Raw genomic sequence first — 23,632 nt, 5'->3', positions numbered from 1 at the left:
AGTACTTTTGCTCTTGGGCTTAAAAATTTGGCAAATTATTTCTATACTGTTGATTCAAGCGACAAAAAAGCTTGTACTCCCCCTGACTAGTCTAAGGAACAAGACGATGAAAACATTGCGTGCTTACCTCTCTACCCTGCTGATTGCAGCGCTCGTTATTACCAGCTTGCCCGTTGCTGCAGCACCTGTTACGCCTCACTCAATGGATCTAGTCTCTACCCAATCTGTTTTAGCAGGTGATCGTGCTGGCACTGATCGCGAGCGTATCAATGAAGTGTTAGCCCGCGCAGACGTGCAGGATCAGCTACTAAAGCAGGGTGTTGACCTAGACGAAGTAGATGCGCGTGTTGCGGCGCTTAGCGATTCTGAAGCACAGCAGATGGCTGATCAGCTAGAACTAATGCCTGCTGGTGCGGGTGGCGGTGTTATCGGTGTACTGTTTGCGGTATTTATCATTCTGCTGATTACCGACATTCTCGGCCTGACAGACGTTTATCCGTTTACTCGTTGATAGGCAGCACATGACCAACACGTTTTTTTACGCCCGCTTTGCGGGCGTTTTTATGATCCTTCTGCTACTCAGCGCCTGTGCCCGTAATCCGGTATTGCTACAAAGCAGTTACAGCAACCTGCCGGCGCACGCCGAAATTGAAAGCGTGCCTTTTTACGCTCAAACGGAATTCCAATGTGGGCCTGCCACGCTGGCCATGGCGCTCAATTACCAAGACGTGGATGCAGAGGTTGATAAGCTCATTCCTCAGGTATTCTTACCCGGGCGGGATGGCAGCGTACAGCCCGAAATGCTGGCAACCGTTAGACGCTATGAGCAGTTGGCATATCCTATTCGTGGCACAATGGATGCGTTACTCGGCCACTTAGCGGCAGGCGATCCAGTAGTCGTAATGCAAAATTTATCTCTGCCGATTTACCCTATGTGGCACTACGCTATCGCGATTGGCTATGACCTCCCTAGCGAAACGCTTATTCTGCGCAGCGGCGAAATTGAACGTCATACCCTGTCCTTTAGCCGCTTTGACGCGACCTGGGCACGCACCCAGCGCTGGGGATTTGTGGTCGCAGAGCCAGGCTCCCTGCCTGCCGGCATTACCGCACGCAATGCGTTAGAAGCCATTAGTGCCTATGAAGAGAGCCACGGGCCTCGGGCAGCACTTTCAAGCTGGCAAACGTTCGTAGAGCACCACCCTGCTAACGCAATAGGTCAGTTTGCGCTAGGCAACGCTCTTTACGCAGACCAGCAACCCGACCAAGCGCTTCAGGCATTTGAGAAGGCAACCGACATTGACCCTGAGATGGGCGCGGCTTGGCTAAATCGCGGCCTATTACTTGTTCAACAAGGATCGACTGAATTAGCTAGAGACGCATTAACTCAGGCGGCTTCATTACCAGGTAGCTGGCAAAAAAAGGCCCAGCAGTTATTGGATAATTACTGAGATTGGATAATTACTGAGATTGGATAGTTACTGAGATTGGAGCGTTGCTAGAATTGAGTAGTTGCTAAGGCATATCCATCAGGCCGCCTTCTCAAAGGAAAAGGCAGCCTGACTGGCTAGACAAAAACTTAGAAAACGCGATTTAAGCCATTCTGAGCCGCCACTCGATAAGCTTCAGCCATCGTCGGATAGTTGAAGGTCGTGTTAACGAAGTACTTCAGGGTATTGGCTTCGCCCTTCTGCTGCATAATCGCCTGGCCGATATGCAAAATTTCAGAAGCCTGATCGCCAAAGCAGTGGATACCGAGTATTTCCAGGGTGTCTTGGTGGAAAAGGATTTTAAGCATGCCCACGATATCGCCCGTAATCTGTGCCCTGGCGGTATCTTTAAAGAAAGCCTTGCCGACTTCATAGGGCACTTTAGCTTCCGTCAATTCGCGCTCATTGGCCCCGAATGAGCTGATTTCAGGAATAGTATAAATGCCTGTCGGCACATCGCTGACAAACCGATATTCTTTATCGAGCAGCTCATTACACGAGTTCAAGCCTTGATCGTAAGCGGCGCTGGCAAGACTTGGCCAACCTATTACATCGCCCGCCGCATAGACATGCGAAACCTCGGTACGATAATGTTCATCAACACTTAGCTGCCCCCGGCCATTCGCACTCAGGCCAATGTTCTCCAGGCCCAAGCTGTCCGTATTACCGGTACGACCGTTCGCCCATAGGAAAGCATCAGCGCGCAGTTTTTTACCTGACTTTAAATGCACTACTACACCAGACTCATCACCTTCCACGCTGGCGTATTCTTCGTTATGGCGAATCAAGACACCGTGCTTACGCAGATGATAAGACAGGGCATCGCTTATCTCATCGTCCAAGAACGACAGCAGGCTGTCCCGGTTATTAATGAGATCAACTTTGACGCCTAAGCCTGAAAATATCGACGCGTATTCACAGCCAATGACACCAGCCCCGAAAATCACTAGCGTACGCGGCGTGTGCGAGAGGCTTAAAATAGTATCAGAGCAATAAATGCGCGGATGACGGAAGTTAATATCCGCCGGACGATAGGGGCGTGAACCAGTGGCAATAACTATTTTCTTAGCGACTAGTTCTTCCATGCCTTCTTGGCGATCACGTACCACTAAGGTGTGTTCGTCTTTAAAACGGGCAACGCCATGGAACAGGTCAATACGGTTACGCGCGTAAAACGTGGTGCGCATCTCTACCTGTTTGTCGATGGTTCCGCGTGAGCGCTCCATCACTTTAGGAAAAGAGAACCAGCGCGGCTCACCAATATCGCGAAACATTCGGTTTGTGTTGAACGCCATGATCTGTTTGACCTGATGGCGCAATGCTTTAGAAGGGATCGTCCCCCAGTGAGTACAATTCCCCCCCACCTGGGCTTGTTTCTCAACAATCGCTACGCGCTTGCCATGCTTTGCAGCATTGATGGCTGCGCTTTCCCCTGCAGGCCCCGTACCGATTACCACGACATCGTAATTATGAACCGCCATACTCTCTGCGTCTCCCTCTTCCCGTTATACTCGTCTCACGAAATAAGCGCTGCACGTTTTAAACATACGCTTTTCGCCTAGTACATACCTGGCTATCGACGGGTCACATCGTAACCTAGATCAGCGCCGCGACTTTCGTCGCTGCGGCGGCGAATACTGCTTTGCTTGCGATTCTCTTCTTCACACACGTCGTCTTTACCGCCACAAATATCGCAGCCTTCTTTTAATCCAAGCTGATTCAAGCCGCCGCATGTGCCCGCTATGGGTTTACGGCCCATAAGCACACCCACGGCCATGGCGCACATGATCAGTGCCATAAAACCAAATGCCAGTAGCCAAATAGTCATATCAATCTCCCAACACTGCTTATTTTCATAGTGATGCTTTGCTTGCACCTAAACTGTCGCTTGCCAGTAGTCCTCTCTACAAGTAGCTCTCTCTACAGGTAACTGTCGACAGCTTACCTGCCAAGAAGTGCCTTACAAGCTTATTTTGTACACTCATTATACATCAGCGGATCAGAGGTTATAAGCGCCCGCCTATTGAGGGTAATCCATAAACAAACGGGGCCAGCCCAAAAGGCCAGCCCCGCTTATCACGTCTATATCTACTACGGCCTATCGAGGCTGTCGACTTACAATCTTGATGATTGATTAGCCGCCAAAGTCATCCAGTAAGATGTTTTCTGGCTCGACACCCATATCCAGCAGCAGCTTGATAACAGAGGCATTCATCATCGGCGGCCCACACATGTAGTACTCGCAATCTTCAGGCGCGGGATGATCCTTTAGATAGTTTTCGTACAGCACGTTATGGATGAAGCCTGTAGGGCCTTCCCAGTTATCTTCGTCTTGTGGATCAGAAAGCGCCAAGTGCCACTCAAAGTTAGGGAACTCTTCGGCTAACTGATCGTACTCTTCGTTATAGAACGTTTCACGCCAAGAGCGCGCACCGTACCAGAAGGTGATCTTGCGATCCGACTTCAAACGCTTTAGCTGGTCAAAGATATGGCTGCGCATTGGCGCCATACCTGCACCACCACCGATAAAGATCATTTCAGCATCAGTATCGCGGGCGAAGAACTCACCAAATGGCCCCATGACAGTCACTTTGTCGCCTTCTTTTAAGTTGAAGACGAACGTAGACATCAAACCAGGCGCATGGCTAGTACCGGGAGGCGGCGTTGCAATACGAATATTGAACTTAAGGATACCCTTTTCATCAGGGTAGTTAGCCATCGAGTAAGCGCGAATAACTTCCTCGTTGCTCTTGTGGGAAACTTTGAACATGTCAAATTTTTCCCAGTCACCGCGGTATTCTTCCTCAATATCAAAATTAGAAAACTTGATGTCGTAAGGCGGTGCGACTAGCTGCACATAGCCACCTGCACGGAAGGCAACTTCCTCACCTTCAGGCAGTTTCAAGTTCAGTTCTTTGATAAAGGTGGCAACGTTGGGGTTAGCAACAACCTCACATTCCCATTTTTTAACGCCAAAGACTTCTTCAGGCACTTCTACTTTCATGTCCTGCTTCACAGGTACCTGACAAGATAGACGCCAGCCGTCTTTCTTCTCACGCATAGTGAAGTGCGATTCTTCGGTTGGCAGGATGGAGCCACCGCCCTCTTCTACACGGCACTTGCACTGCGCACAGGAACCGCCGCCACCGCAAGCTGAAGAGAGGAAAATACCGTTAGCAGCAAGCGTGTTTAGCAGCTTACCACCGGCTTGCGTACTCAACGTATGCTCAGGGTCGCCATTGACTTCAATGGTCACGTCCCCGCTACTAACTAGCTTACTGCGCGCTGCCAGAATGATCGCCGTTAAGCTAATAACGATGACCGTGAACATGACAACACCGAGCAAGATGACTGTTGTATCAACCATGTCGGTTTCCTATTGCTGAAGGTTTTGTATAACCCGGCGACGCGAGCATCGCCGAGAAAAACCGGCTCCGATTAAAGCTGAATGCCAGAGAAAGACATAAAGCCTAACGACATCAGACCCACGGTGATGAAAGTGATGCCCAGTCCTTGCAGCCCACCCGGCACATCGCTGTACTTCAACTTTTCACGAATACCCGCCAGAGCGGCAATCGCCAGCGCCCAGCCCGTGCCTGCGCCAAAACCATAGACCACTGATTCGCCAAAGTTGTAGTTACGCTCAACCATGAACAGTACGCCACCTAAAATGGCGCAGTTAACGGTGATTAGCGGCAGGAATACACCTAACGCGTTGTAGAGCGAAGGCACGTACTTATCAAGGAACATCTCCATGATCTGTACTAGTGCAGCAATAACACCGATATAGGAAAGCAGCCCAAGGAACGAAAGATCAATATTTTCAGCACCGCTGATACCCGTCCACGTTAGTGCGCCTTCTTGCAGCAAGTAGGTGAACACCAAGTTGTTGATGGGTACCGTAACGGTCAATACAACGATAACGGCAATACCGAGACCAATCGCAGAAGAAACCTTTTTGGAAACAGCCAAGAAGGTACACATGCCCAAGAAGAAGGCCAGCGCCATGTTCTCAACAAACACCGAGGCAACAAAAAGACTCAGATAATGTTCCATATTACACGGCCTCCTTGGGCTGGGTGTTTTCCTTCATTTTGAACTCATTACTTTCTACTTGCTCTGGATTAACCGAACGCATAACCCAAATCAGCAGACCAATAATGAAGAACGCCGAAGGCGGTAACAGCAGCAAGCCGTTAGGAACGTACCAGCCACCGTCTTGAACCGTCTGGAGGACGGTGAAGCCAAAGATGCTTCCAGCGCCCAGCAGCTCACGTACAAAACCGACAATCAGTAGTACAAAGCCGTAGCCTAAGCCGTTACCGATACCGTCTAAGAACGACAGACCTGGCGAGTTAGACATCGCAAAGCCTTCTGCACGGCCCATAACGATACAGTTGGTAATGATCAGGCCTACAAACACAGAAAGCTGTTTGGACATCTCATAAGCGTAGGCTTTGAGAATCTGATCTACCACGATAACCAATGATGCAATAATGGTCATCTGCACAATGATACGAATCGATGACGGAATGTGATTCCTGATCAACGAAACGAACAAGTTTGAGAACGCAGTCACAAAGATAACCGCCAGCGCCATTACCAGCGACACGCTCATGCTTGTCGTTACTGCCAGTGCTGAACAAATCCCCAAAATCTGCAGTGCGATGGGGTTGTCTCTAAAAATCGGCGCCGTTAAAACGCCTTTTGCATTTACGTCCGCCATGATTAAGCCCCCTCAACGTCTTCGAAGTCAGTATCGGTGCCTTCGGCATCTTCCGGCTCAGTACCGCTGCGGAATTTCGCCAAATACGGCCCGAATGCTTCCTCGCTTAACCAGAACCGCAGCATGTTTGTCACGCCATTACTGGTTAGCGTAGCGCCAGATAACGCGTCCACTTCATAGTCGTCGCTCGCGCCGCCCTTAGTAAGGTGAATTGCCGGTGAGAGGTCGCCCTCTTCATCGTAAATTTTCTTACCTTCCCACTGGGCCTGCCAACGTGGGTTGTTTACTTCCCCACCTAGGCCTGGCGTTTCGCTGTGCTCGTAGTAGGTGATACTAACGATCGTGTTGCCATCACCCTCTACCGCTAAGAAGCCCCGCATCAGTCCCCAAAGCCCTTGGCCACGAATAGGTAGCACAATTTGCTCTGGATCGTTTTCGTCACCAATCAGATATACCGTCGCGTAGTTTTCTACCCGCGAAAGGCCTGCAATATCCTGATCGCCTGACAGCGTGCGGCCGGTAGCGGGATCCCGCGCAGCCTCAAAGCTATCAAACGTATCGGGATCGAACTCATCAGTGTATTCGCCGCTATCCAAATCGATAACGCGGGCGGTGATTTGCTCGCTAAAGGCCTCCTCAACGTCCATACCGGGCTCATAGAGCTTGGCAACGTTGAGGATATTGGTTTTACGGTCAAGTTCCTGATTGAGCTGCTGAGCGGGGCGCAGTGCAACCGCCGCCGTCGAGACGATGACCGAGCACACAATACACAGTGCAAAGGCCACAATCAGGACTTTCTTGATGGAGTTATTACCTTGTGCCATTAGGCAGTCTCCTCGGCCGGTACACCGGTACGCTTAACGCGGCGCTTGATATTGGCCTGGACGAAGAAATGGTCAATCAGCGGTGCAAACAGGTTCGCGAACAGAATCGCAAGCATGATGCCTTCTGGGAAGGCCGGGTTCACAACACGAATCAAGACAGTCATCACACCAATCAGCGCACCAAATATAAGGCGGCCCTGGTTAGTCATCGAGGCTGACACCGGATCAGTCGCCATGAACACCATACCGAAGGCAAACCCGCCAATAACCAGATGCCAGTACCAAGGCATGGCGAACATGGCGTTGGTATCGGAGCCTATCAGGTTAAAGAGTGTACTGGTGGCCACCATGCCCAGGAATACACCCAGCATGATCCGCCAGGAGGCAATACGTGTCCACAGCAGAACCGCCGCCCCCATAAAGATGGCCAGCGTGGAAACCTCACCCACAGAGCCTGGGATAAAGCCAAGGAAGGCATCCCACCAGCTAAAGGTATTGGTCAACGCCGTCATGCCGTCCTGGAATGCTAAGGAAAGCGCAGTGGCTCCCGTATAGCCATCGGCTGCGACCCATACAGAGTCACCCGAGATTTGCGCCGGATAAGCGAAGTATAGGAATGCACGCGCCGTCAGTGCGGGGTTCAAGAAGTTCTTGCCCGTACCACCGAAGATTTCCTTGCCAATGACCACACCAAAGGTGATGCCTAAAGCAACTTGCCAAAGCGGGATAGTGGCGGGAAGAATCAGCGCAAACAGCACTGACGTCACGAAGAAACCTTCGTTCACCTCGTGGCCACGCTTAATCGCGAACAACACTTCCCAGAAACCGCCCACTGCAAACGTTACCAAATAGATAGGTAAGAAGTAGGTAGCACCAAGAACAAAGTTAGCCCATAAGCTGCTGGAATCATGACCCGACGCCAAGGTCATCATGATCGCTTCGCGCCAGCCACCCATTGACGCGTAACCCGCATCAATGGCGACGTTAGCTTGCCAGCCGGCATTCCACATACCAAATAGCATGGCAGGGAAAGTGCACAGCCAAACGGTGATCATCATACGCTTAAGATCAATACCATCGCGCACGTGGGCCGTCGTTTTAGCAACGCTAGGCGGTGAGTAGAAAATAGTATCTACCGCTTCAAATAACGGATAGAACTTTTCGTATTTTCCGCCCTTGTGGAAATGCGGCTCGATATTTTGGAGTGTCTGTTGAATACCCATCATCACGCCTCTTTCTCGATCATGGAGAGATTGTCACGCAGGATAGGGCCGTATTCGTATTTGCCAGGGCAAACGTACGTGCACAGCGCCAGATCCTCTTCGTCCAGCTCAAGACACCCAAGCTGCATGGCAGCTTCAATGTCACCCACGATCAGCGAACGCAAAAGTTGAGTAGGCATAATGTCTAGTGGCATCACTTTCTCGTAGACACCGATGGGCACCATCGCACGCTCAGAACCATTCGTTGACGTCGTCGGTGCATAGTTGCTCAGCCCTTTAATTTTGGAGATATAAATTCCCAAAACCGAGTGGCGATTAACACCGGGAGACATCCAACCCATGAATGTGCGCTTATTGCCTTCTTCTAGCAAGCTCACTTGGTTGCCAAAGCGGCCTAGATAGGTCAACTTGCCTTCTGCAGCAAAACCAGAAAAAACAGAGCCAGAAATGACGCGAGTGTCATCAGGCTTGATAACGTCGCCGTCCAGCAGCTCATCCGTATTAGCACCTAGGCGTGTACGAATAAGACGTGGATTCTCCGCACGCGGACCACCGATGGCAATAACACGGCTCACATCCAGCTTACCTTCTACAAACAGCTTGCCGAACGCAATCACGTCCTGATAGCCGATGTGCCACACTTTTTTATGCAGTGCGACCGGGGAAAGGTAATGAATATGGGTCCCGACCAAGCCGGCAGGATGAGGCCCCCCAAAGCTTTCAATCTTCACACCGTCAATATCGCCGCCCGGAATAGAGGCATTTTCGCCTGTACCCTTTTCACCTGCACCCTTTTCACCTGTACATAGGAAAACGTTGCCCTCGGTAAGGCGCGCTAACACCTTGAGGCCGTCTTCAAATGCCTGCGGCTGCTCATTTATGATCAGCGCAGGGTCAGGGCTCAGCGGATGGGTATCCACGGCAGTCACAAAAATATCGACCGGCGTGCTGTCGATAGCTGGCGTACGCGAGAATGGACGCGTGCGTAGCGCTGTCCACAGCCCAGATTCCACCAGCTGATCAACTACGATCTGACGATCAAGCTGTGCGATGGCATTACGATCATGAGCTGCGAACTCAATCGCCTCCTCAGTCTCATCAACTTTAATCACAACAGATAGCAAACGACGTTTTTCGCCACGGTTTATTGCAAGCACTTCACCGGCAGCAGGCGCTGTATAGCGCACGCCATCAATCTTCTTATCGGTGAAGAGCAATTGGCCTAGTTTGACCTTATCCCCTTCCTGAACTTCCATTGTTGGCTTCATGCCAACGTAGTCAGTACCCAGGATTGCCACGTGGCGCACAGGCCGCGCATCTTCAATACGCTGCTCGGGCGCTCCCGTGATGGGGAGATCCAGGCCTTTTTTGACTTCGATCATAGTCTCGCCCAGTTGTTGGATCGGATATACGAAGGTATGGGGTTCGAATGCTTCTTTTCTGCTCAGTGAATTCTTGTTTTCTGCTCAGATTGTTACCAGTCAGGCCCAAGCAGCACTTGAACCACCCCGAAAAATCCCTCTTATTATAAAGACAAGCGCGTCCAATGACCACATCCCTTATGACCTTCAAAAGTGCTATATACATACACAAGAAGGTGAATTGGGACCAAAAAAAGGCGCCACCCAAAGGTAGCGCCCGCTAGTCCTGCTCGCATGAACGTCCAACGCACGGACTTTCCTACGACTAATTACTTAGCGTGGTAACTTTAAGAACTGCACATTAGACATCTGCTGCAAAATACGCACTACCTGACAGCTGTAGCCAAACTCATTGTCGTACCACACATAAACGACAGCATGATGACCGCTAGCAATCGTCGCCTTAGCATCAACAATGCCTGCATGGCGGTTGCCAACGAAATCAGATGACACCACTTCGGCGGAATCAACGAAGTCAATCTGCTTCTGATAAGCGGACTCAATTGACATCCGACGCAAGTAATCATTTAGCTCAACGGCATTGACTTCTTTATCCAGCGTCAGGTTTAGAATAGCCATGGAAACATTGGGGATGGGCACGCGAATGGCGTTGCCTGTCAGCCGGCCTTCTAACTCAGGCAATGCCTTCGCGGCAGCTTTAGCGGCTCCCGTTTCAGTCAATACCATGTTGAGCGCCGCGCTACGGCCACGACGATCGCCTTTATGGTAGTTATCGATCAGGTTCTGATCGTTAGTGTAGGCATGGACGGTTTCAACATGGCCATTCACAACGCCGTATTCGTCGTTGAGCACCTTCAATACCGGCACAATCGCATTGGTCGTGCATGACGCAGCAGAGACAATAAGATCGCTGTCACCAATCGACGCATGGTTAATACCATAAACAATATTCTTAATGTCGCCTTTGCCCGGTGCGGTTAGCAGAGCTTTAGCGGCACCTTTACATTTCAAATGCTGACCCAGGCCGTCTTCATCGCGCCAGATACCGGTATTATCAACAATCACAGCGTTGTCGATGTCGTACTCGGTGTAATCAATCTCACTAGGAGAATCGGCGTAAATAACCTGGATAACATTGCCATTAACCGTCAACGTGCGCGCCTGCGCATCGACGATAATCGTACCATCGAAAGGGCCATGAACAGAATCACGGCGCAGCAGGCTGGCGCGTTTTTCAAGATCTTTCGCCACGTCGCCACGGCCGCGCACCACGATGGCACGTAGGCGCAGAAGGTTACCGCCTCCGGCTTTCTCAACCATCACTCGCGCTAGCAAGCGGCCAATACGACCAAACCCGTAAAGCACTACATCTTGAGGCTCGCCCGTGCTTGCGCCCGACTGATAACCATCAATTATTTCGTGAAGCTCTTTACGTAGGAAAGCCTCAACGTCACCGCCACCTTGGCGCTTAAACATCACCGCCAGCTTACCGACATCTACATGCGCAGGCCCAAGGTTAAGCGCAATCATGCCTTTTAGGATTGGGTACGTATCGTCGACAAACAGCTCTGTCCCTTCCAGCTTGCGCACGAAGCGATGGTCTTTAAGAATGCGAATGACCGACCGCTTAATCAACGAACGTCCGAACATGGTGGCAACAACGTTATTTTGACGATAGAGCTGACCCACCATAGGGATCATCTGTTCCGCCAAAGCCTCGTTACCCTGCCATTCTTGAAAAACGTTTTCGAGAGCTTGCTGACTCACGTGCGGCCTCATTAATGTAGTGAAAAAGTGTAAAAACAATAAGTAAAAAACAATTTCCGTGCTGCATTATCCTAGCCAAGCGCCGCCGTCGCAATCAAAGGATGGTCGCACAACGTGTAGGCGTATTACAGAATCGTCGATTTGACTACAAGCTTGGCCAATGATTAGTAACTATCGATAAGCGACAGCGCTCTAACTGAAACGGGTGATCGTGTATGATCTGCTTTCCGTTTCAGCGCAAAACGATATCTTGATTATGCCGACTTTTTCTCTGCTCGAACCGCCCCAGCCCGAAGGGACTCGCGATACGCTCTACTGGACATCGCCGCCGGGCAGTGCGACTGCACTGGCACTCTCCCGCGTTGCAACCCACGCGCCTCTATTGGTCATCACGCCCAATACGGCCAGCGCGCAGCGCCTTGAGCAAGACCTGTATTTCTACAGCGACGTACCGGTGCTGCCCTTCCCCGACTGGGAAACGCTGCCCTACGACAGCTTTTCACCCCATCAAGACATTGTCTCGGCACGACTACGCACGCTTCGTCAGCTGCAAGATGGCGTGCGCGGCATTGTGCTGGTGCCAATCAATACGCTGATGCAGCGTCTGCCCCCGGTTGAATATATTGCCGGGCGAGTGATGACCTTAAAAACCGGCGAGCGGCTGGATCGTGAGACCTTTCGCGAATCATTATCGCGAGCGGGCTACCGTGCCGTAGAAACGGTTTACGAACCCGGCGAATATGCCATGCGCGGCGCGCTGATTGATCTGTTTGCCATGGGTATGGATGAACCAATCCGTATCGACTTGTTTGATGATGAAATCGATACGCTGCGCCACTTTGACCCAGGCAGCCAGCGCTCTACGGATAAACTTGAGTCACTCGAGCTATTACCCGCTCATGAGTACTCACTCAGCCGTAGTGCCATTGCCTGTTTCCGCGAAAAATTTGAAACACTGTTTGACGTCGACCCGCGCCAGTGCCCGCTGTATAACGATGCATTAAAAGGCATTCCATCACCGGGCCTTGAGCACTACCTACCGCTATTTTTTGAGCATACCGCCTCTTTATTCGATCACCTGACGAATGACACGCGAGTAGCTTTACTGCCCGGCGTTTTCCAAGCAGCCGAGCAGCATTGGCAGGCAATAGACGCCCGCTTTGTCAACTTAGGCGTGGACAATACGCGCCCACTTCTGCCTCCGCACCGGGCATTTTTTCCCGTCAGTGACGTATTTTCGGCCATCAAATCGTATCCGCGCATTGAGCTGACCGAAGACAGCCAGCAACGCCATGCGCAGCTGCCTGACGCCACATCGCTTCCTACGCTGTCGATCAACTCACGAGCGAAAAAGCCGTTAAGCGATCTGTCCGCGTTTTTAACCTCACACTCTAAAACACGCACGCTTTTTGTGGCGGAATCCCGCGGCCGGCGCGAGGCATTAGAAGAGATACTGGCACCGCTGAAGCTATCGCTGCCCCACACTGAGAGTTTCCATGCGTTTCTGGCTGGCAGCCAACAGTATGCGATTACCGAAGGGCTAGTCGACAGTGGCCTGTGGCTTAACAACCCCAGTTTGGCGGTGATCAGCGAAACCGAGTTATTTGGCGAAGTCGTACGTCAAAGTCGCCGTCGTGAAAAAGCCACCGATGACAATGAGCTAGCGGTACGTCATCTATCAGAGCTGCGTGAGGGCGCGCCGGTTGTTCACCAAGCCCATGGCGTGGGCCGCTACTTAGGCCTTGAGACATTAGAGGCAGGCGGGCAGGCAAATGAGTTTCTTGCGCTCTCCTATGCAGATGGCGCCAAGCTGTATGTGCCCGTCGATAGCCTACATATGATCTCCCGCTATAGCGGCGCCGACGACGAACTAGCGCCTCTGCATAAGCTGGGCTCAGATCAATGGGAAAAAGCGCGTCGCAAAGCCGCCGAGAAAATTCGTGATACCGCAGCCGAACTGCTGGACGTTTACGCACGCAGGGAAGCTCAGCAGGGCGTGGTCTACGAAGCCCCCGGGGAGGATTACCTACGTTTCTCAGCCAACTTCCCGTTTGAGGAGACGCCCGATCAGCATGCGGCCATTGAGGCGGTGATCAGCGACATGACGTCGCCACAGCCGATGGACCGCGTGGTGTGCGGCGACGTAGGCTTCGGCAAAACAGAAGTCGCTATGCGCGCGGCGTTTCTAGCCGTGCAGTCCGGCCGGCAAGTGGTCGTCCTGGTGCCGACCACTCTGCTCGCACGCCAACATTTTGAGAACTTCCGCGATCGCTTTGCCGATACTGCCGTCAATATTGGCCTGATTTCCCGCTTCACCAGTGCCAAAGAAGTCTCTCAGACGCTGGAAAGCATTAAAAACGGTCAAACCGATATTGTGATCGGCACTCACAAGCTGCTCTCGAAAAGTGTTGAGCTACCTAAAATGGGCCTGCTCATTATCGACGAGGAGCATCGCTTTGGGGTTGCCCAAAAAGAGAAGCTAAAAACGTTACGCGCTGAGATCGACATATTAACCCTGACCGCCACGCCTATTCCGCGTACGCTGAACATGGCCATGAGCGGCATCCGCGACCTATCGATCATCGCCACGCCGCCGGCCCGCCGTCTTTCGGTCAAAACCTTCGTGCAGCAGCATGACGACAGCGTGATAAAAGAAGCCCTGCTGCGTGAAATATTGCGTGGTGGCCAGGTCTATGTGCTGCATAACGAAGTTAAAACGATCGAAAACACCGCCGAAAAGATCCGCGAACTGATACCCGAAGCACGCGTTGGCGTTGCCCACGGCCAGCTACCTGAGCGCAGCCTGGAACGCATCATGTCGGACTTCTACCATCGCCGATTTAACGTATTGGTCTGCTCCACCATTATTGAGACAGGCATTGATGTGCCTAGCGCAAACACCATCATCATTGAGCGTGCTGACAAATTTGGCCTGGCCCAACTACACCAACTACGGGGACGAGTTGGCCGCAGCCACCATCAAGCCTATGCCTATCTTTTGACCCCTACACCAAAAGCCATGACGCGCGATGCGATAAAACGTCTTGAGGCCATCAGCGCTTCGGATGATTTAGGGGCGGGTTTTACGCTGGCTAGCCACGACATGGAAATTCGCGGAGCAGGTGAACTGCTAGGCGATGAGCAGAGCGGCCAAATGGAAACCATTGGCTACACGCTTTATATGGAAATGCTTGATCGAGCCGTGAAGGCGATTCGTGCCGGCAAAACCCCCAATATCGATGTTCCCTTCAATACCGGTGTCGAAATTAGCCTTAATCTGCCTGCCCTCATTCCCAGCGACTACATTCACGATGTGCAGCAGCGGCTAGTGATGTATAAGCGGATTGCCAATACGCAGAGCGATGGCGAGCTTAAAGAACTGCAGGTTGAGCTTATTGACCGCTTTGGCTTGCTGCCCGCGCCATTGAAAAACCTCATTCGGCAAACCAAGCTGCGCCATCGCGCTGAGCAGCTAGGCATCAGCCGAATAGAAGCCGGCGAAAGCCGTGGTCGAGTGCTATTTGAGAGCAGCACTCAGGTCGACCCCATGACGCTGGTGACACTTATTCAACGCTCACCAAAACACTACCGCCTGGATGGCGCAGACACCTTAAGATTTGAATTACCTATGGAAAGTGTTGATAAGCGTTTTCAGCAGCTAGAAAACTTACTCAGCACGCTTAATCAAAAAGTAGCGGCGGCGTGAACCTTGGGGCAAACTTGTCAATAGCTATGCCCTACTGGTCACCAAAACGCGCATCAGCAGTAAATTAACATATTAGGAACGACTATGAACATTCGACATACTTTCAATCTCTGGGGCCCCACCAGCTTGGCTGTGCTGTTTGCAGCTAGCCTGGCTACCCCTGCTTTTGCGCAATCCGCTGACGAGCAGGTAGACAGCCAACAAGCGCAAGAAATCAACCTCGATGCCGTTGACAGCGCATCACAAGTTGCTAGCCGAGACGAGCTGCCCCGCGGCCACTTCCGCCTACCTGAAACCGGCGACATCGTCGGGGAACGCTATACGGTCGTCGTCGAAGACTCTAGCCAGACACTCCTTGATATTGCTCGACGTCACAATATTGGCTATGAAGAAATTCGTATGGCCAATCCTGGCGTAAGCCTATGGGTTCCTGGCGCAGGTACCGAGGTCGTTATTCCGGCTCAGTATATTTTGCCCCCAGCACCTCGTGAAGGCGTCGTAGTCAACCTATCTGAGTTGCGTCTTTACTATTACCCGGCCAACAATCCGGGCATCGTTGAAACCTACCCGATTAGCGTAGGTCGGGAAGAGTTTGCAACCCCGGTTGGTATCACTCGCACAACCGTTAAGGTAAAAGATCCTGCATGGGCACCGCCAGCTTCGATGCGCCGCGAAGCGGCTGAACGTGGCGATCCTGCGCCTTCAATTGTGCCCTCAGGCCCTGACAACCCGCTTGGCGAGCACGCCATCCTTCTGGCGATGCCTAGCTACTTAATTCATGGCACCAATAAGCCAGACGGCGTAGGCATGCGTGCTAGCCGTGGCTGTATTCGCATGTACCCTGAAGATATCGCCTCGCTGTATGAGCGCCTGCCTAGCGGCACTCAGGTCAACCTGATGGATGCACCCTTTAAAGCAGGCTGGGGAGCCGACGGCACACTGTTCGTGCAGTCCTTCCCTCAACTTGAAGAAAACGTGGGTGATTTCGAACCGATACGCAACGCAATTGATCGCGTTACGGCGCTAACTGAAGATCAAGTAGAGATCGACCCAGAGCAGATAGAGCGTGCCGTTGACGCACCAGACGGCCAATTTATTGCCCTCTTTGGCCCCGGAGCACCTGAAATAAAACCCGAGCCTGTCGAACTTATCGACGAAATTGAGCTCACAGCAGCACCTAGCAGCGAAGAAAAAGCTTGATGCGCTGATAGCGCAGCAACAAAAAACCCCGCCGAGGCGGGGTTTTTTTGTGTAGCTGTGTGCAAAGCTTCTTGCATTACAATCTACACATACAGCAACCGCTGAAAGAGTCTATTGACTCCCCAACAGTCCAGGCAGAATTACTTCTGCATGGAACGCTGGAACATACGGTTCATTTCTTCACGGTTCTGCTCAGACATCTGCAGAGCAGCCTGCGCATCGCGCTGGGCTTGGTTTGCAGTGTTCATAGCCTGTGAAGCCATGCTGCGTGCTTCTGCAGCGTCAGCTTGTGCAGACTCAGCAGTCATGCGAACTTCTTCCAGAGCGCTGGTAGAAGCACAACCAGCTAGGATTGCCAGAGAAGCGGCAGCAGCAGTCATTTTCAGAGTATTTTTCAGAGTCATAATGTTCTCCTTGAGTCGTCCTTGGGTACTACGTTAAGGGTATGACAAAGGTAAGGCTAAGCTCTTAGCTTAAATTTGTCTACCTGCGGTGCAGGTTCTTTTCAATGACTTGTGCTGTTAAGCACACAAGTCAAACGCTGTTTTATAATAGTCCACAGCGCTTGTCTATAGCCACTTATTTAAAAACCTCGAACTTCCTTACAACGGCGCTAGCTTAACGGATCACTACACGGGTGCCAACACCCACTAGCTCTGCGAGGCGATCAATTTGCTCGTTGGTAACGGCAACACACCCCTGAGTCCAGTTATAGCGCCCATGAATATCGGGATCCGCGCCACCCAACCCATGAATACCAATAGCGCCGCCAAGCGCCGTATTTTGGGATGGGTGACCGTAACGGCGGTAGTATTCGAAGTAGTCTTCATAATCCGTTTGGGAGTAAACCCCACTTTCCAATGCCATGCGTGCATGGGCCGGCGTTGGATAGTCAATGGCCATAAAAGTGCGCCACTGGCTTTCGTAATTAAAACGATTGATACGAAACTCGCCCAAAGGGGTCACACTATCGCCACGTACGCGCTGCGTTTTTGCCCCCGCCCGCCCTAACGATATCGGCGCAAAGCGCTCTAGTAAGGCATTGCCACGAAACACGCTTAGCGTAGACTCTTGATCATCTATCAACACCCATAGTTCGTTGCTGTGCCTAGGTACATGAGCACGCGTGAGCATCGCCTCAACGAGATCCGGGACGCCTGATGGACTAGGCGAATTCACAGCAGCGCTCGCAACGGCGGGAAAGCTCAGCGCCATAGCGAGAAAACGACGGCGATTGACAGGCATCATGGTAGCTCTCGAAACACGTTAGCCTGTGGTTGACCCACAAGGCTCATCTGGTGGCTGTTATACATTATTCCCACATTCGCCGTTAGTATTTTCGTCATACGCGCAATACAGCTAACGCGCAGTGAATAACCGCGCTCACCAAGGCATTACTGCAATGAGCGCTTTTCGTTATTTTAGTAGACCTACCATTCCAAGCTAGTTTCCCGCAGAGCGCCTATTTCTCGCTTTGCTGCCTGGAGATTATCCAATAGCTGCTTGCGTAAATTCACTGGGCTACCCACTGCAATCATCGCGGGATTGTGCGCCGTACGCCGTGCGGCCCCATCGTCACTGTGCAAGCGCTCAAGCTGGGCCACGAGCCAGTGTAACCAGCTCTCAGGATGGGCTCTTAAATCGCGCAGGCGTTGCAGCTCTGCTAAATTCACACCATCTTCTGCTAGCAGAATACGCCAAGCATGTTCTGACAACCGTGCATGCTCAGTGACTTCACGCAACAGCGACTCTAAAGCCAGCTCAAAGAGCGCCAACGCGCCCTCCTCCTGGGCCATCTGTCTCGCCGTGGCATGTTCGTCATCCCCGGCTGATAACGTGGCTAGCAGCTCAGCCTGATAGAGCAATTGATTGGTTCGGGACTGCGCACTCACTTACGCTTATCCTCCACGTGCCATTTGCCGGCATCAAACGTGGCTTTCCAGCCAGTGGCCTTACCTTCCTCATCGGTCATCACAAACTGCTCTTTACTCTTGCGAGAGTATCGAATCTGAGCCGGGCGTCCATCAGGATCTTCACTAGGCGCCTTGAGAATAAAGTGATATTTCTCTGGCAGCTCATCAGCATGCGCTTTCAATTCTTTGACTAACGGCGGCCGCGTTTCACGATTTTTAGGAAACTTGCTGGCTGCTAAAAATAGACCGCTTGCCCCATCGCGCAGCACGTAATGGTCGTCAACCTTCTGACAGGCCAGCTCCGGCATCGGAATCGGATCCATTTTGGGCGGCGCCACTTCGCCACTTTTCAATAGCTTGCGCGTATTTTTGCAGTCACCATTGGTACAGCCAAAATACTTACCAAACCGGCCTGATTTAAGCTGCATCTCAGAGCCGCATTTATCGCACTCAATCACCGGGCCATCGTAGCCTTTAATCTTGAATTTACCACTCTCGACTTCGTAGCCATCGCAGTCTGGGCTATTGCCACAGATATGCAGCTTGCGCGTCTCATCGATTAAATAGCTGTCCATGGCCGTGCCACACTTGTGACAGCGATTCTTCGCCCGCAGCGCGTTGGTTTCAGCGTCTTCTCCCGCGTCTTCGGCAACGGCCTCCTCACCCGGAATAAGGTCGATAGTCGTTTTGCAGCGCTCTTTTGGCGGCAGATTATAGCCGCTACAGCCCAAGAAAACGCCCGTAGAAGCCGTTCGAATCTGCATATGACGACCGCAGCTAGGGCAATCTATGTCTGTCGGCACCGGCTGATTGGGCCGCATACCATCATCGCTCTCTGCTTTAGCAAGCTCTTCACGGAACTCACCGTAGAAGTCGTCTAGCAAACCCTGCCAGTTGCGCTCACCTTCGGCAACTTCATCCAAGCTATCTTCCATACGAGCGGTGAACGAGAAATCCATCAAATCCGGGAACGATTCTTTTAGCCGTTCGGTGACAATATCACCAAGTTTTTCAGCATAAAAACGCCGGTTTTCTAATTTCACATAGCCGCGATCTTGAATCGTCGAAATAATAGAGGCGTAGGTTGAAGGTCGACCAATGCCCTGTTTTTCAAGCTCTTTAACCAGGCTTGCTTCGGTATAGCGTGGTGCAGGCTTAGTAAAGTGCTGCAGCGGATCAAGCGCTTCCAGCGCCATGGGCGTCCCCTGCGGCAAGTCAGGCAGGGTCTGGTCCTCATTTTTACCGCCGGGCTTCATTACCCGCGTATAGCCATCAAATTTGAGCACGCGGCCTTTGGCACGCAGCTCATAGCCATCGACCTCAACGCTCAGCGTGCTTGAAAGATACTGCGCGGGGGTCATTTGACAAGCCACAAACTGGCGCCAAATCAATTCATAAAGACGCTCTGCGTCACGCTCCATGCCCGCTAAATCGGTTGCTTTGCGCTCAACGCTTGAAGGGCGAATAGCTTCGTGAGCTTCTTGGGCGCTTTCTTTACTGCTATAACGATTAGGCGCTTCCGGCAGGTAGCGCTCACCAAACTCTTCACTAATGTACTCACGCACGCTTTCCACGGCGTCTTTCGACAAATTGGTGGAATCAGTACGCATGTAGGTAATGTAGCCAGCTTCGTAGAGACGCTGAGCCATGGTCATGGTTTTCTTAACCGAAAAGCCTAACCGCCCACTCGCCGCTTGCTGCAGCGTAGAGGTAATAAAGGGAGCCGTGGGCTTTGAACTGGTGGGCTTATCTTCACGCGAGGTAATCGCTAGTTTGGCTTTCCTAAGCTGCTCAATACGCGCCAGCGTATCTTTTTCAGAGGTAGGCCTAAACGCTTTGCCGTCTTGGCGCACCAATGCGAAGCGCACTAGCTCGCCCTCTGGTGAGGCTAAGTCAGCGTGAACATCCCAAAACTCTTCAGGAATAAACGCACGGATTTCGCGCTCACGCTCAACAATTAAGCGCACGGCTACCGACTGCACTCGACCAGCTGACAGCCCCCGTGCCACTTTCGCCCATAGCAGCGGCGAGAGCATAAAGCCCACCACTCGGTCGAGGAAGCGTCGCGCTTGCTGTGCCTCTACACGGGGTATGTTAAGCACGCCAGGTGCTTTGAACGCGTCCTGGATCGCGTTTTTGGTGATCTCGTTAAACACCACGCGCTTGTAGCGGTCGTTATCGCCCCCGATGGTCTCGCGCAGGTGCCATGCAATGGCTTCCCCCTCGCGATCCAAATCCGTTGCGAGATAGACAGCATCAGCTTTCTCAGCCAGCTTTTTCAGCTCGGCAACGACTTTTTCTTTTCCGGGCAGCACTTCGTAGTGAGCTTCCCAACCGTTATTAGGATCGATGCCCATACGCCGAATTAGCTGATCTTGGCTTTTGCGCTTTTTATGCTCAACTTTCTCTTCCGCCGACATTTTGCGTGTCGCTGCGGCCTGGCGAGCGCGCTCCTTAGGGTCGGAGGCTGCCTTACCTGAGCCGCTGGTCGGCAGGTCACGGATGTGACCCACGCTCGACTTCACGATGAAATCGTTGCCGAGATATTTGTTAATCGTCTTCGCTTTAGCTGGCGACTCGACGATGACCAGTGACTTGCCCATAGTGCTCCACTTTCCTAATGCACGGGCTGACTCTAGCGCGTGCTCTGAATTCGGTGCCGTATCGCCGGGAAACAGGCCATTAAAAAGATACGGATGAAAAAATGCGCCTACCCTACCCCAGCCCTTGGCTAAGCGCCAGTAGCAACTAAGTAGTGGTGTGAATCCTTAAATTTCAGATAAAGAGTAGCTAGACACTAGACTGCCCTCGGCTTTACGGCAACCCAAAAAGTGCTGAAACAAACAACGCGCCCCCACCAAATAGGCGAGGGCGCGTTGAGCTAAGCGACTGATTTAGCGTTTGGGCGGTGTCTTTTTACCCGCGCCATTCGCAGGCTTCGCAACTGATTTACTGGCTGCCTTTTTCTCGGCACTAGCTAATGGCTTAACCGATTGCAATTTAGCGGGTGCACGCTCAGCGGCACTTGGCTTTGGCGTGGTGGGCTCAGCCACAGCGGCTGGTTTAGCGGCAGACTTGGGCTTAGCAACCGTTTTAGCGGGCGCTTTTGCCGGGGCGGCGGCGGGCTTGGCTGGCCTTGCTTTATCAAATAGCATTTTAATCTGTGCGAAGCGCTCTGCTGCACGTTCTGAAAGCTCACCGCTGGCGGCGAAAACATGCTCAAGCTGCTTCACATGGCCGCTAATATCGGCATTACTCAGCCCGTTGAGCAGTCCAGGCAACACATTTAACGCTTGCTCACGATCAAGCTTCAATATGAAGAACTGCTCGCGTACCAAACGCTTAAACTCACTGAGCTTAATGCCGGGCTCAAGCTCAGATCGCGAGGCGCGCAGACGCTTGAAATTACGTTCATCTGTCGCGGGTGCGCCGCCGAGTACATAAATAAGCGAGCGCATGACTGCTTCATGAGCGCCACCTTGCGCTATTTTTTCACGAATCTCTTCCTGGCGCTGCTTAACAAAGCGTCGGTGCTCAGGCTCTGCACCAGGGCGGCGACGGTGTACGTGGGCATCGCCATGAAGACCCACAGCTGCCTGCAAAAATGGCTGACCGTAGATATTCATGAACATTTTTTCGGTATTGGCGTCACGTAAATCGCGCATGCTGTTTAAGCTAGTCACAATCTGATCTGAGCCCATGGTCTCAAGTGCTTTAAACAAATTGTCTTGAGAGACAGAGTGACGATTCTTGCGCACCACCTCCGCCATTACCGGCAACGGCACTGACAATGGGTTACGGTCAGAAAATAGCTTATAGCCCAAACGAATGGGGTGCATGCGGCGTATCCAGCGCGCGGCTTCCGGCGTAATGCTCGCTTTTAGCCAAGGCTGAAGGAAAAGGCGGTACATGCCCAGATTAATTTCGGATACACGCGCAACCGTTGCAAAACGTCGGTCATCCTCCGGCTTATGCATCACGTCCCGATCAAGCTCTGCAAAATTACGGGGTGTAAACTCCAGCAAATAATCGCGCTCGATTAACGCCGGGTCGTGATGATCATCGGTATGCGTCACCGTGGTTTCATACAGCCCCGGTGGCATCACATCAATATAATCCATATTGGCGGTGAACTCGGTATGCTCTTTACGCGAGACACTGCTCGATACAAAAATTCCTAAATGGCCCGTAGTGTCGTGCTGGCAATAGACGATGGTCTGCTCATTGGCGATAAGATCATCTTCGTCTTCATAAAGATCACGAATCCAGCCCAGGGCTTGAGGCGGTGGCGTTATATCATCGCCTTTTGAACAGAAAACAACGACCGGTGAGCGAACATTACGCAGATCAATGCGACGACCGTCGTGAGTCACTAACTGTGCGGTCGAAAGCCGATTTCCGACAAACAAGTTATCGACGATGTATTGAATTTCTTCACCGCCCAACACAACGTGACCACCCCACCAGCGTTCAAAATCAAGGTAGCGACCCGCCTCGGTATCAATGTTGTCGTAAAGGTGATATTGCTTTTTCCAGTGGGTGTTTGCTGGATTGAGGCGCTCAAAATTCTGTACCAGCCAGGCACCGTCAAACATCCCGTCGCCGATATCGCTCGTTAACGCGGTAATCCAACTGCCGCCCGACATTCCACCGGTATAACGCATGGGTGCCTTACCGTGCTCGCCAGCCCAGTAAGAAAGCGGCGCGCCGGCAATCAATATAGGCCCAAACACATCAGGCTCTAAGGCAGCCCCCATCATAAGCTGCCAACCCGCCTGGCAGTTGCCTACGACCATGGGTCTTTCGGTGGTTTCCGGATGCAGTTCTATAACATGACGCAAGAAAGCGATTTCTGCCTCGACTACATCCTCAACGGTTTGACCGGGCTCAGGGAACGGCAGAAAACCAATAAAATAGCAGGGGTGGCCAGCTTTCAGCGCGACGCCTAGCTCGCTGTCAGGTTTAAAACCACCGATGCCTGGCCCATGCCCTGCGCGCGGGTCTACAACGACAAAGGGACGCTTTTGTAGATCAACTTCGGTACCTTCGTGAGGTAGTACACGCAGTAGTTCATAGTTAGTGGGCCGTGGCAGCGTGCGCCCATCCATTAATACTTCAGTATCGAAGCCCAGCACACTGGGCTTAGTTTGCTCCATATGCTCAAGGTATTGATTGCCGCGTTCGCGCATTACATCTAAATACAAAACGCTGCGCTCAACGCTATCGCGCCAGTAATCAAAGGCCGCACGCCCAAATCCGAACGGATCAAATAAAGGCGTAAGCGTGGAACTAGAAAGCAAAGGATTTGCCAAAAAATTCATAGGTTCCCCCATTGGGTAGATGCACAAGCATCAGACCCGAAAGCAATGATGCTGCAACGCAACATAGTTTAGGACACTAC

The 23,632-nt window shown here is 52.0% G+C and carries 18 protein-coding genes; 4 read left to right on the top strand and 14 right to left on the bottom strand.

Annotation, left to right across the window (positions count from 1 at the left end; genetic code table 11):
* Window positions 1-106: 106 nt before the first annotated feature.
* Window positions 107-511 carry a PA2779 family protein gene (locus CIK78_RS10050; RefSeq protein WP_096279630.1) on the top strand — a complete coding sequence of 135 codons (405 nt, stop codon included), beginning with the start codon at window positions 107-109 and terminating at the stop codon, window positions 509-511.
* 10 nt (window positions 512-521) lie between these two features.
* Window positions 522-1,451, top strand: coding sequence for a PA2778 family cysteine peptidase (locus tag CIK78_RS10045; RefSeq protein WP_096279628.1), 930 nt, complete (start codon window positions 522-524; stop codon window positions 1,449-1,451).
* 128 nt (window positions 1,452-1,579) lie between these two features.
* Here CIK78_RS10045 and sthA read toward each other — a convergent pair whose 3' ends face one another.
* The 9 genes from sthA to CIK78_RS10000 form a co-directional block, all read right to left on the bottom strand.
* Window positions 1,580-2,971, bottom strand: a complete 1,392-nt coding sequence (sthA, locus tag CIK78_RS10040) for a Si-specific NAD(P)(+) transhydrogenase (RefSeq protein ID WP_096279626.1) — start codon at window positions 2,969-2,971, stop codon at window positions 1,580-1,582.
* A 92-nt stretch (window positions 2,972-3,063) separates the two neighbouring features.
* The gene (gene nqrM / locus CIK78_RS10035) at window positions 3,064-3,318 is read right to left on the bottom strand and encodes a (Na+)-NQR maturation NqrM (RefSeq protein ID WP_096279624.1); all 255 of its coding nucleotides are present in this window, start codon (window positions 3,316-3,318) and stop codon (window positions 3,064-3,066) included.
* A gap of 306 nt (window positions 3,319-3,624) precedes the next feature.
* Window positions 3,625-4,857, bottom strand: a complete 1,233-nt coding sequence (gene nqrF / locus CIK78_RS10030; RefSeq protein ID WP_096279622.1) for an NADH:ubiquinone reductase (Na(+)-transporting) subunit F — start codon at window positions 4,855-4,857, stop codon at window positions 3,625-3,627.
* 71 nt (window positions 4,858-4,928) lie between these two features.
* Complete coding sequence (nqrE, locus tag CIK78_RS10025; protein ID WP_096279620.1) at window positions 4,929-5,546, bottom strand: NADH:ubiquinone reductase (Na(+)-transporting) subunit E; 618 nt, start codon at window positions 5,544-5,546, stop codon at window positions 4,929-4,931.
* Window position 5,547: 1 nt separating this feature from the next.
* The gene (locus CIK78_RS10020; RefSeq protein WP_096279618.1) at window positions 5,548-6,216 is read right to left on the bottom strand and encodes an NADH:ubiquinone reductase (Na(+)-transporting) subunit D; all 669 of its coding nucleotides are present in this window, start codon (window positions 6,214-6,216) and stop codon (window positions 5,548-5,550) included.
* Window positions 6,217-6,218: 2 nt separating this feature from the next.
* Entirely contained in the window at window positions 6,219-7,040 is an 822-nt protein-coding gene (locus CIK78_RS10015; protein ID WP_096279616.1) for a Na(+)-translocating NADH-quinone reductase subunit C, read from the bottom strand.
* On the bottom strand, window positions 7,040-8,266 hold the full coding sequence (locus CIK78_RS10010; protein WP_096279614.1) for an NADH:ubiquinone reductase (Na(+)-transporting) subunit B: 1,227 nt from the start codon (window positions 8,264-8,266) through the stop codon (window positions 7,040-7,042). The genes CIK78_RS10015 and CIK78_RS10010 overlap by 1 nt, the downstream gene beginning before the upstream one ends.
* Window positions 8,266-9,645: a Na(+)-translocating NADH-quinone reductase subunit A gene (locus CIK78_RS10005; RefSeq protein WP_096279612.1), complete on the bottom strand. Its 1,380-nt coding sequence runs from the start codon at window positions 9,643-9,645 to the stop codon at window positions 8,266-8,268. Before CIK78_RS10005 ends, CIK78_RS10010 begins: the two co-directional genes overlap by 1 nt.
* A 312-nt stretch (window positions 9,646-9,957) precedes the next feature.
* Complete coding sequence (locus CIK78_RS10000) at window positions 9,958-11,412, bottom strand: glyceraldehyde-3-phosphate dehydrogenase (protein ID WP_096279610.1); 1,455 nt, start codon at window positions 11,410-11,412, stop codon at window positions 9,958-9,960.
* A gap of 256 nt (window positions 11,413-11,668) precedes the next feature.
* Between CIK78_RS10000 and mfd the strand changes: the two genes are divergently transcribed.
* Window positions 11,669-15,118, top strand: coding sequence for a transcription-repair coupling factor (mfd, locus tag CIK78_RS09995; protein ID WP_176483390.1), 3,450 nt, complete (start codon window positions 11,669-11,671; stop codon window positions 15,116-15,118).
* A gap of 84 nt (window positions 15,119-15,202) precedes the next feature.
* Entirely contained in the window at window positions 15,203-16,318 is a 1,116-nt protein-coding gene (locus CIK78_RS09990; protein WP_096279606.1) for a L,D-transpeptidase family protein, read from the top strand.
* A gap of 140 nt (window positions 16,319-16,458) precedes the next feature.
* Here the strand turns inward: CIK78_RS09990 and CIK78_RS09985 are convergent, their stop codons facing one another.
* From CIK78_RS09985 to CIK78_RS09965, 5 genes are all read right to left on the bottom strand, one after another.
* Entirely contained in the window at window positions 16,459-16,722 is a 264-nt protein-coding gene (locus CIK78_RS09985) for an Lpp/OprI family alanine-zipper lipoprotein (RefSeq protein ID WP_096279604.1), read from the bottom strand.
* A gap of 214 nt (window positions 16,723-16,936) precedes the next feature.
* A complete protein-coding gene (locus CIK78_RS09980; RefSeq protein WP_096279601.1) occupies window positions 16,937-17,566 on the bottom strand; it encodes a L,D-transpeptidase in 630 nt (209 codons plus the stop codon).
* A 182-nt stretch (window positions 17,567-17,748) separates the two neighbouring features.
* Entirely contained in the window at window positions 17,749-18,210 is a 462-nt protein-coding gene (locus CIK78_RS09975) for a DUF6586 family protein (protein WP_096279598.1), read from the bottom strand.
* Entirely contained in the window at window positions 18,207-20,834 is a 2,628-nt protein-coding gene (gene topA, locus CIK78_RS09970) for a type I DNA topoisomerase (protein ID WP_096279596.1), read from the bottom strand. Before topA ends, CIK78_RS09975 begins: the two co-directional genes overlap by 4 nt.
* A 291-nt stretch (window positions 20,835-21,125) precedes the next feature.
* Complete coding sequence (locus tag CIK78_RS09965; protein ID WP_096279593.1) at window positions 21,126-23,552, bottom strand: DUF3141 domain-containing protein; 2,427 nt, start codon at window positions 23,550-23,552, stop codon at window positions 21,126-21,128.
* Window positions 23,553-23,632 lie beyond the last annotated feature (80 nt).

It is taken from the genome of Halomonas sp. JB37 (genome assembly GCF_002332255.1).
Lineage (GTDB): Bacteria > Pseudomonadota > Gammaproteobacteria > Pseudomonadales > Halomonadaceae > Vreelandella > Vreelandella casei.
Note: the sequence above shows the minus strand (reverse complement) of the source record. Positions and strands in the feature narration are given on the sequence as shown.

Bases quoted from the DNA above. Each gene is read 5' to 3' on its own strand.
- CIK78_RS10050 (WP_096279630.1), top strand. From the start codon at position 107: ATGAAAACATTGCGTGCTTACCTCTCTACCCTGCTGATTGCAGCGCTC.
- CIK78_RS10045 (WP_096279628.1), top strand. From the start codon at position 522: ATGACCAACACGTTTTTTTACGCCCGCTTTGCGGGCGTTTTTATGATC.
- sthA (WP_096279626.1), bottom strand. From the start codon at position 2,971: ATGGCGGTTCATAATTACGATGTCGTGGTAATCGGTACGGGGCCTGCA.
- nqrM (WP_096279624.1), bottom strand. From the start codon at position 3,318: ATGACTATTTGGCTACTGGCATTTGGTTTTATGGCACTGATCATGTGC.
- nqrF (WP_096279622.1), bottom strand. From the start codon at position 4,857: ATGGTTGATACAACAGTCATCTTGCTCGGTGTTGTCATGTTCACGGTC.
- nqrE (WP_096279620.1), bottom strand. From the start codon at position 5,546: ATGGAACATTATCTGAGTCTTTTTGTTGCCTCGGTGTTTGTTGAGAAC.
- CIK78_RS10020 (WP_096279618.1), bottom strand. From the start codon at position 6,216: ATGGCGGACGTAAATGCAAAAGGCGTTTTAACGGCGCCGATTTTTAGA.
- CIK78_RS10015 (WP_096279616.1), bottom strand. From the start codon at position 7,040: ATGGCACAAGGTAATAACTCCATCAAGAAAGTCCTGATTGTGGCCTTT.
- CIK78_RS10010 (WP_096279614.1), bottom strand. From the start codon at position 8,266: ATGATGGGTATTCAACAGACACTCCAAAATATCGAGCCGCATTTCCAC.
- CIK78_RS10005 (WP_096279612.1), bottom strand. From the start codon at position 9,645: ATGATCGAAGTCAAAAAAGGCCTGGATCTCCCCATCACGGGAGCGCCC.
- mfd (WP_176483390.1), top strand. From the start codon at position 11,669: ATGCCGACTTTTTCTCTGCTCGAACCGCCCCAGCCCGAAGGGACTCGC.
- CIK78_RS09990 (WP_096279606.1), top strand. From the start codon at position 15,203: ATGAACATTCGACATACTTTCAATCTCTGGGGCCCCACCAGCTTGGCT.
- CIK78_RS09985 (WP_096279604.1), bottom strand. From the start codon at position 16,722: ATGACTCTGAAAAATACTCTGAAAATGACTGCTGCTGCCGCTTCTCTG.
- CIK78_RS09980 (WP_096279601.1), bottom strand. From the start codon at position 17,566: ATGATGCCTGTCAATCGCCGTCGTTTTCTCGCTATGGCGCTGAGCTTT.
- topA (WP_096279596.1), bottom strand. From the start codon at position 20,834: ATGGGCAAGTCACTGGTCATCGTCGAGTCGCCAGCTAAAGCGAAGACG.
- CIK78_RS09965 (WP_096279593.1), bottom strand. From the start codon at position 23,552: ATGAATTTTTTGGCAAATCCTTTGCTTTCTAGTTCCACGCTTACGCCT.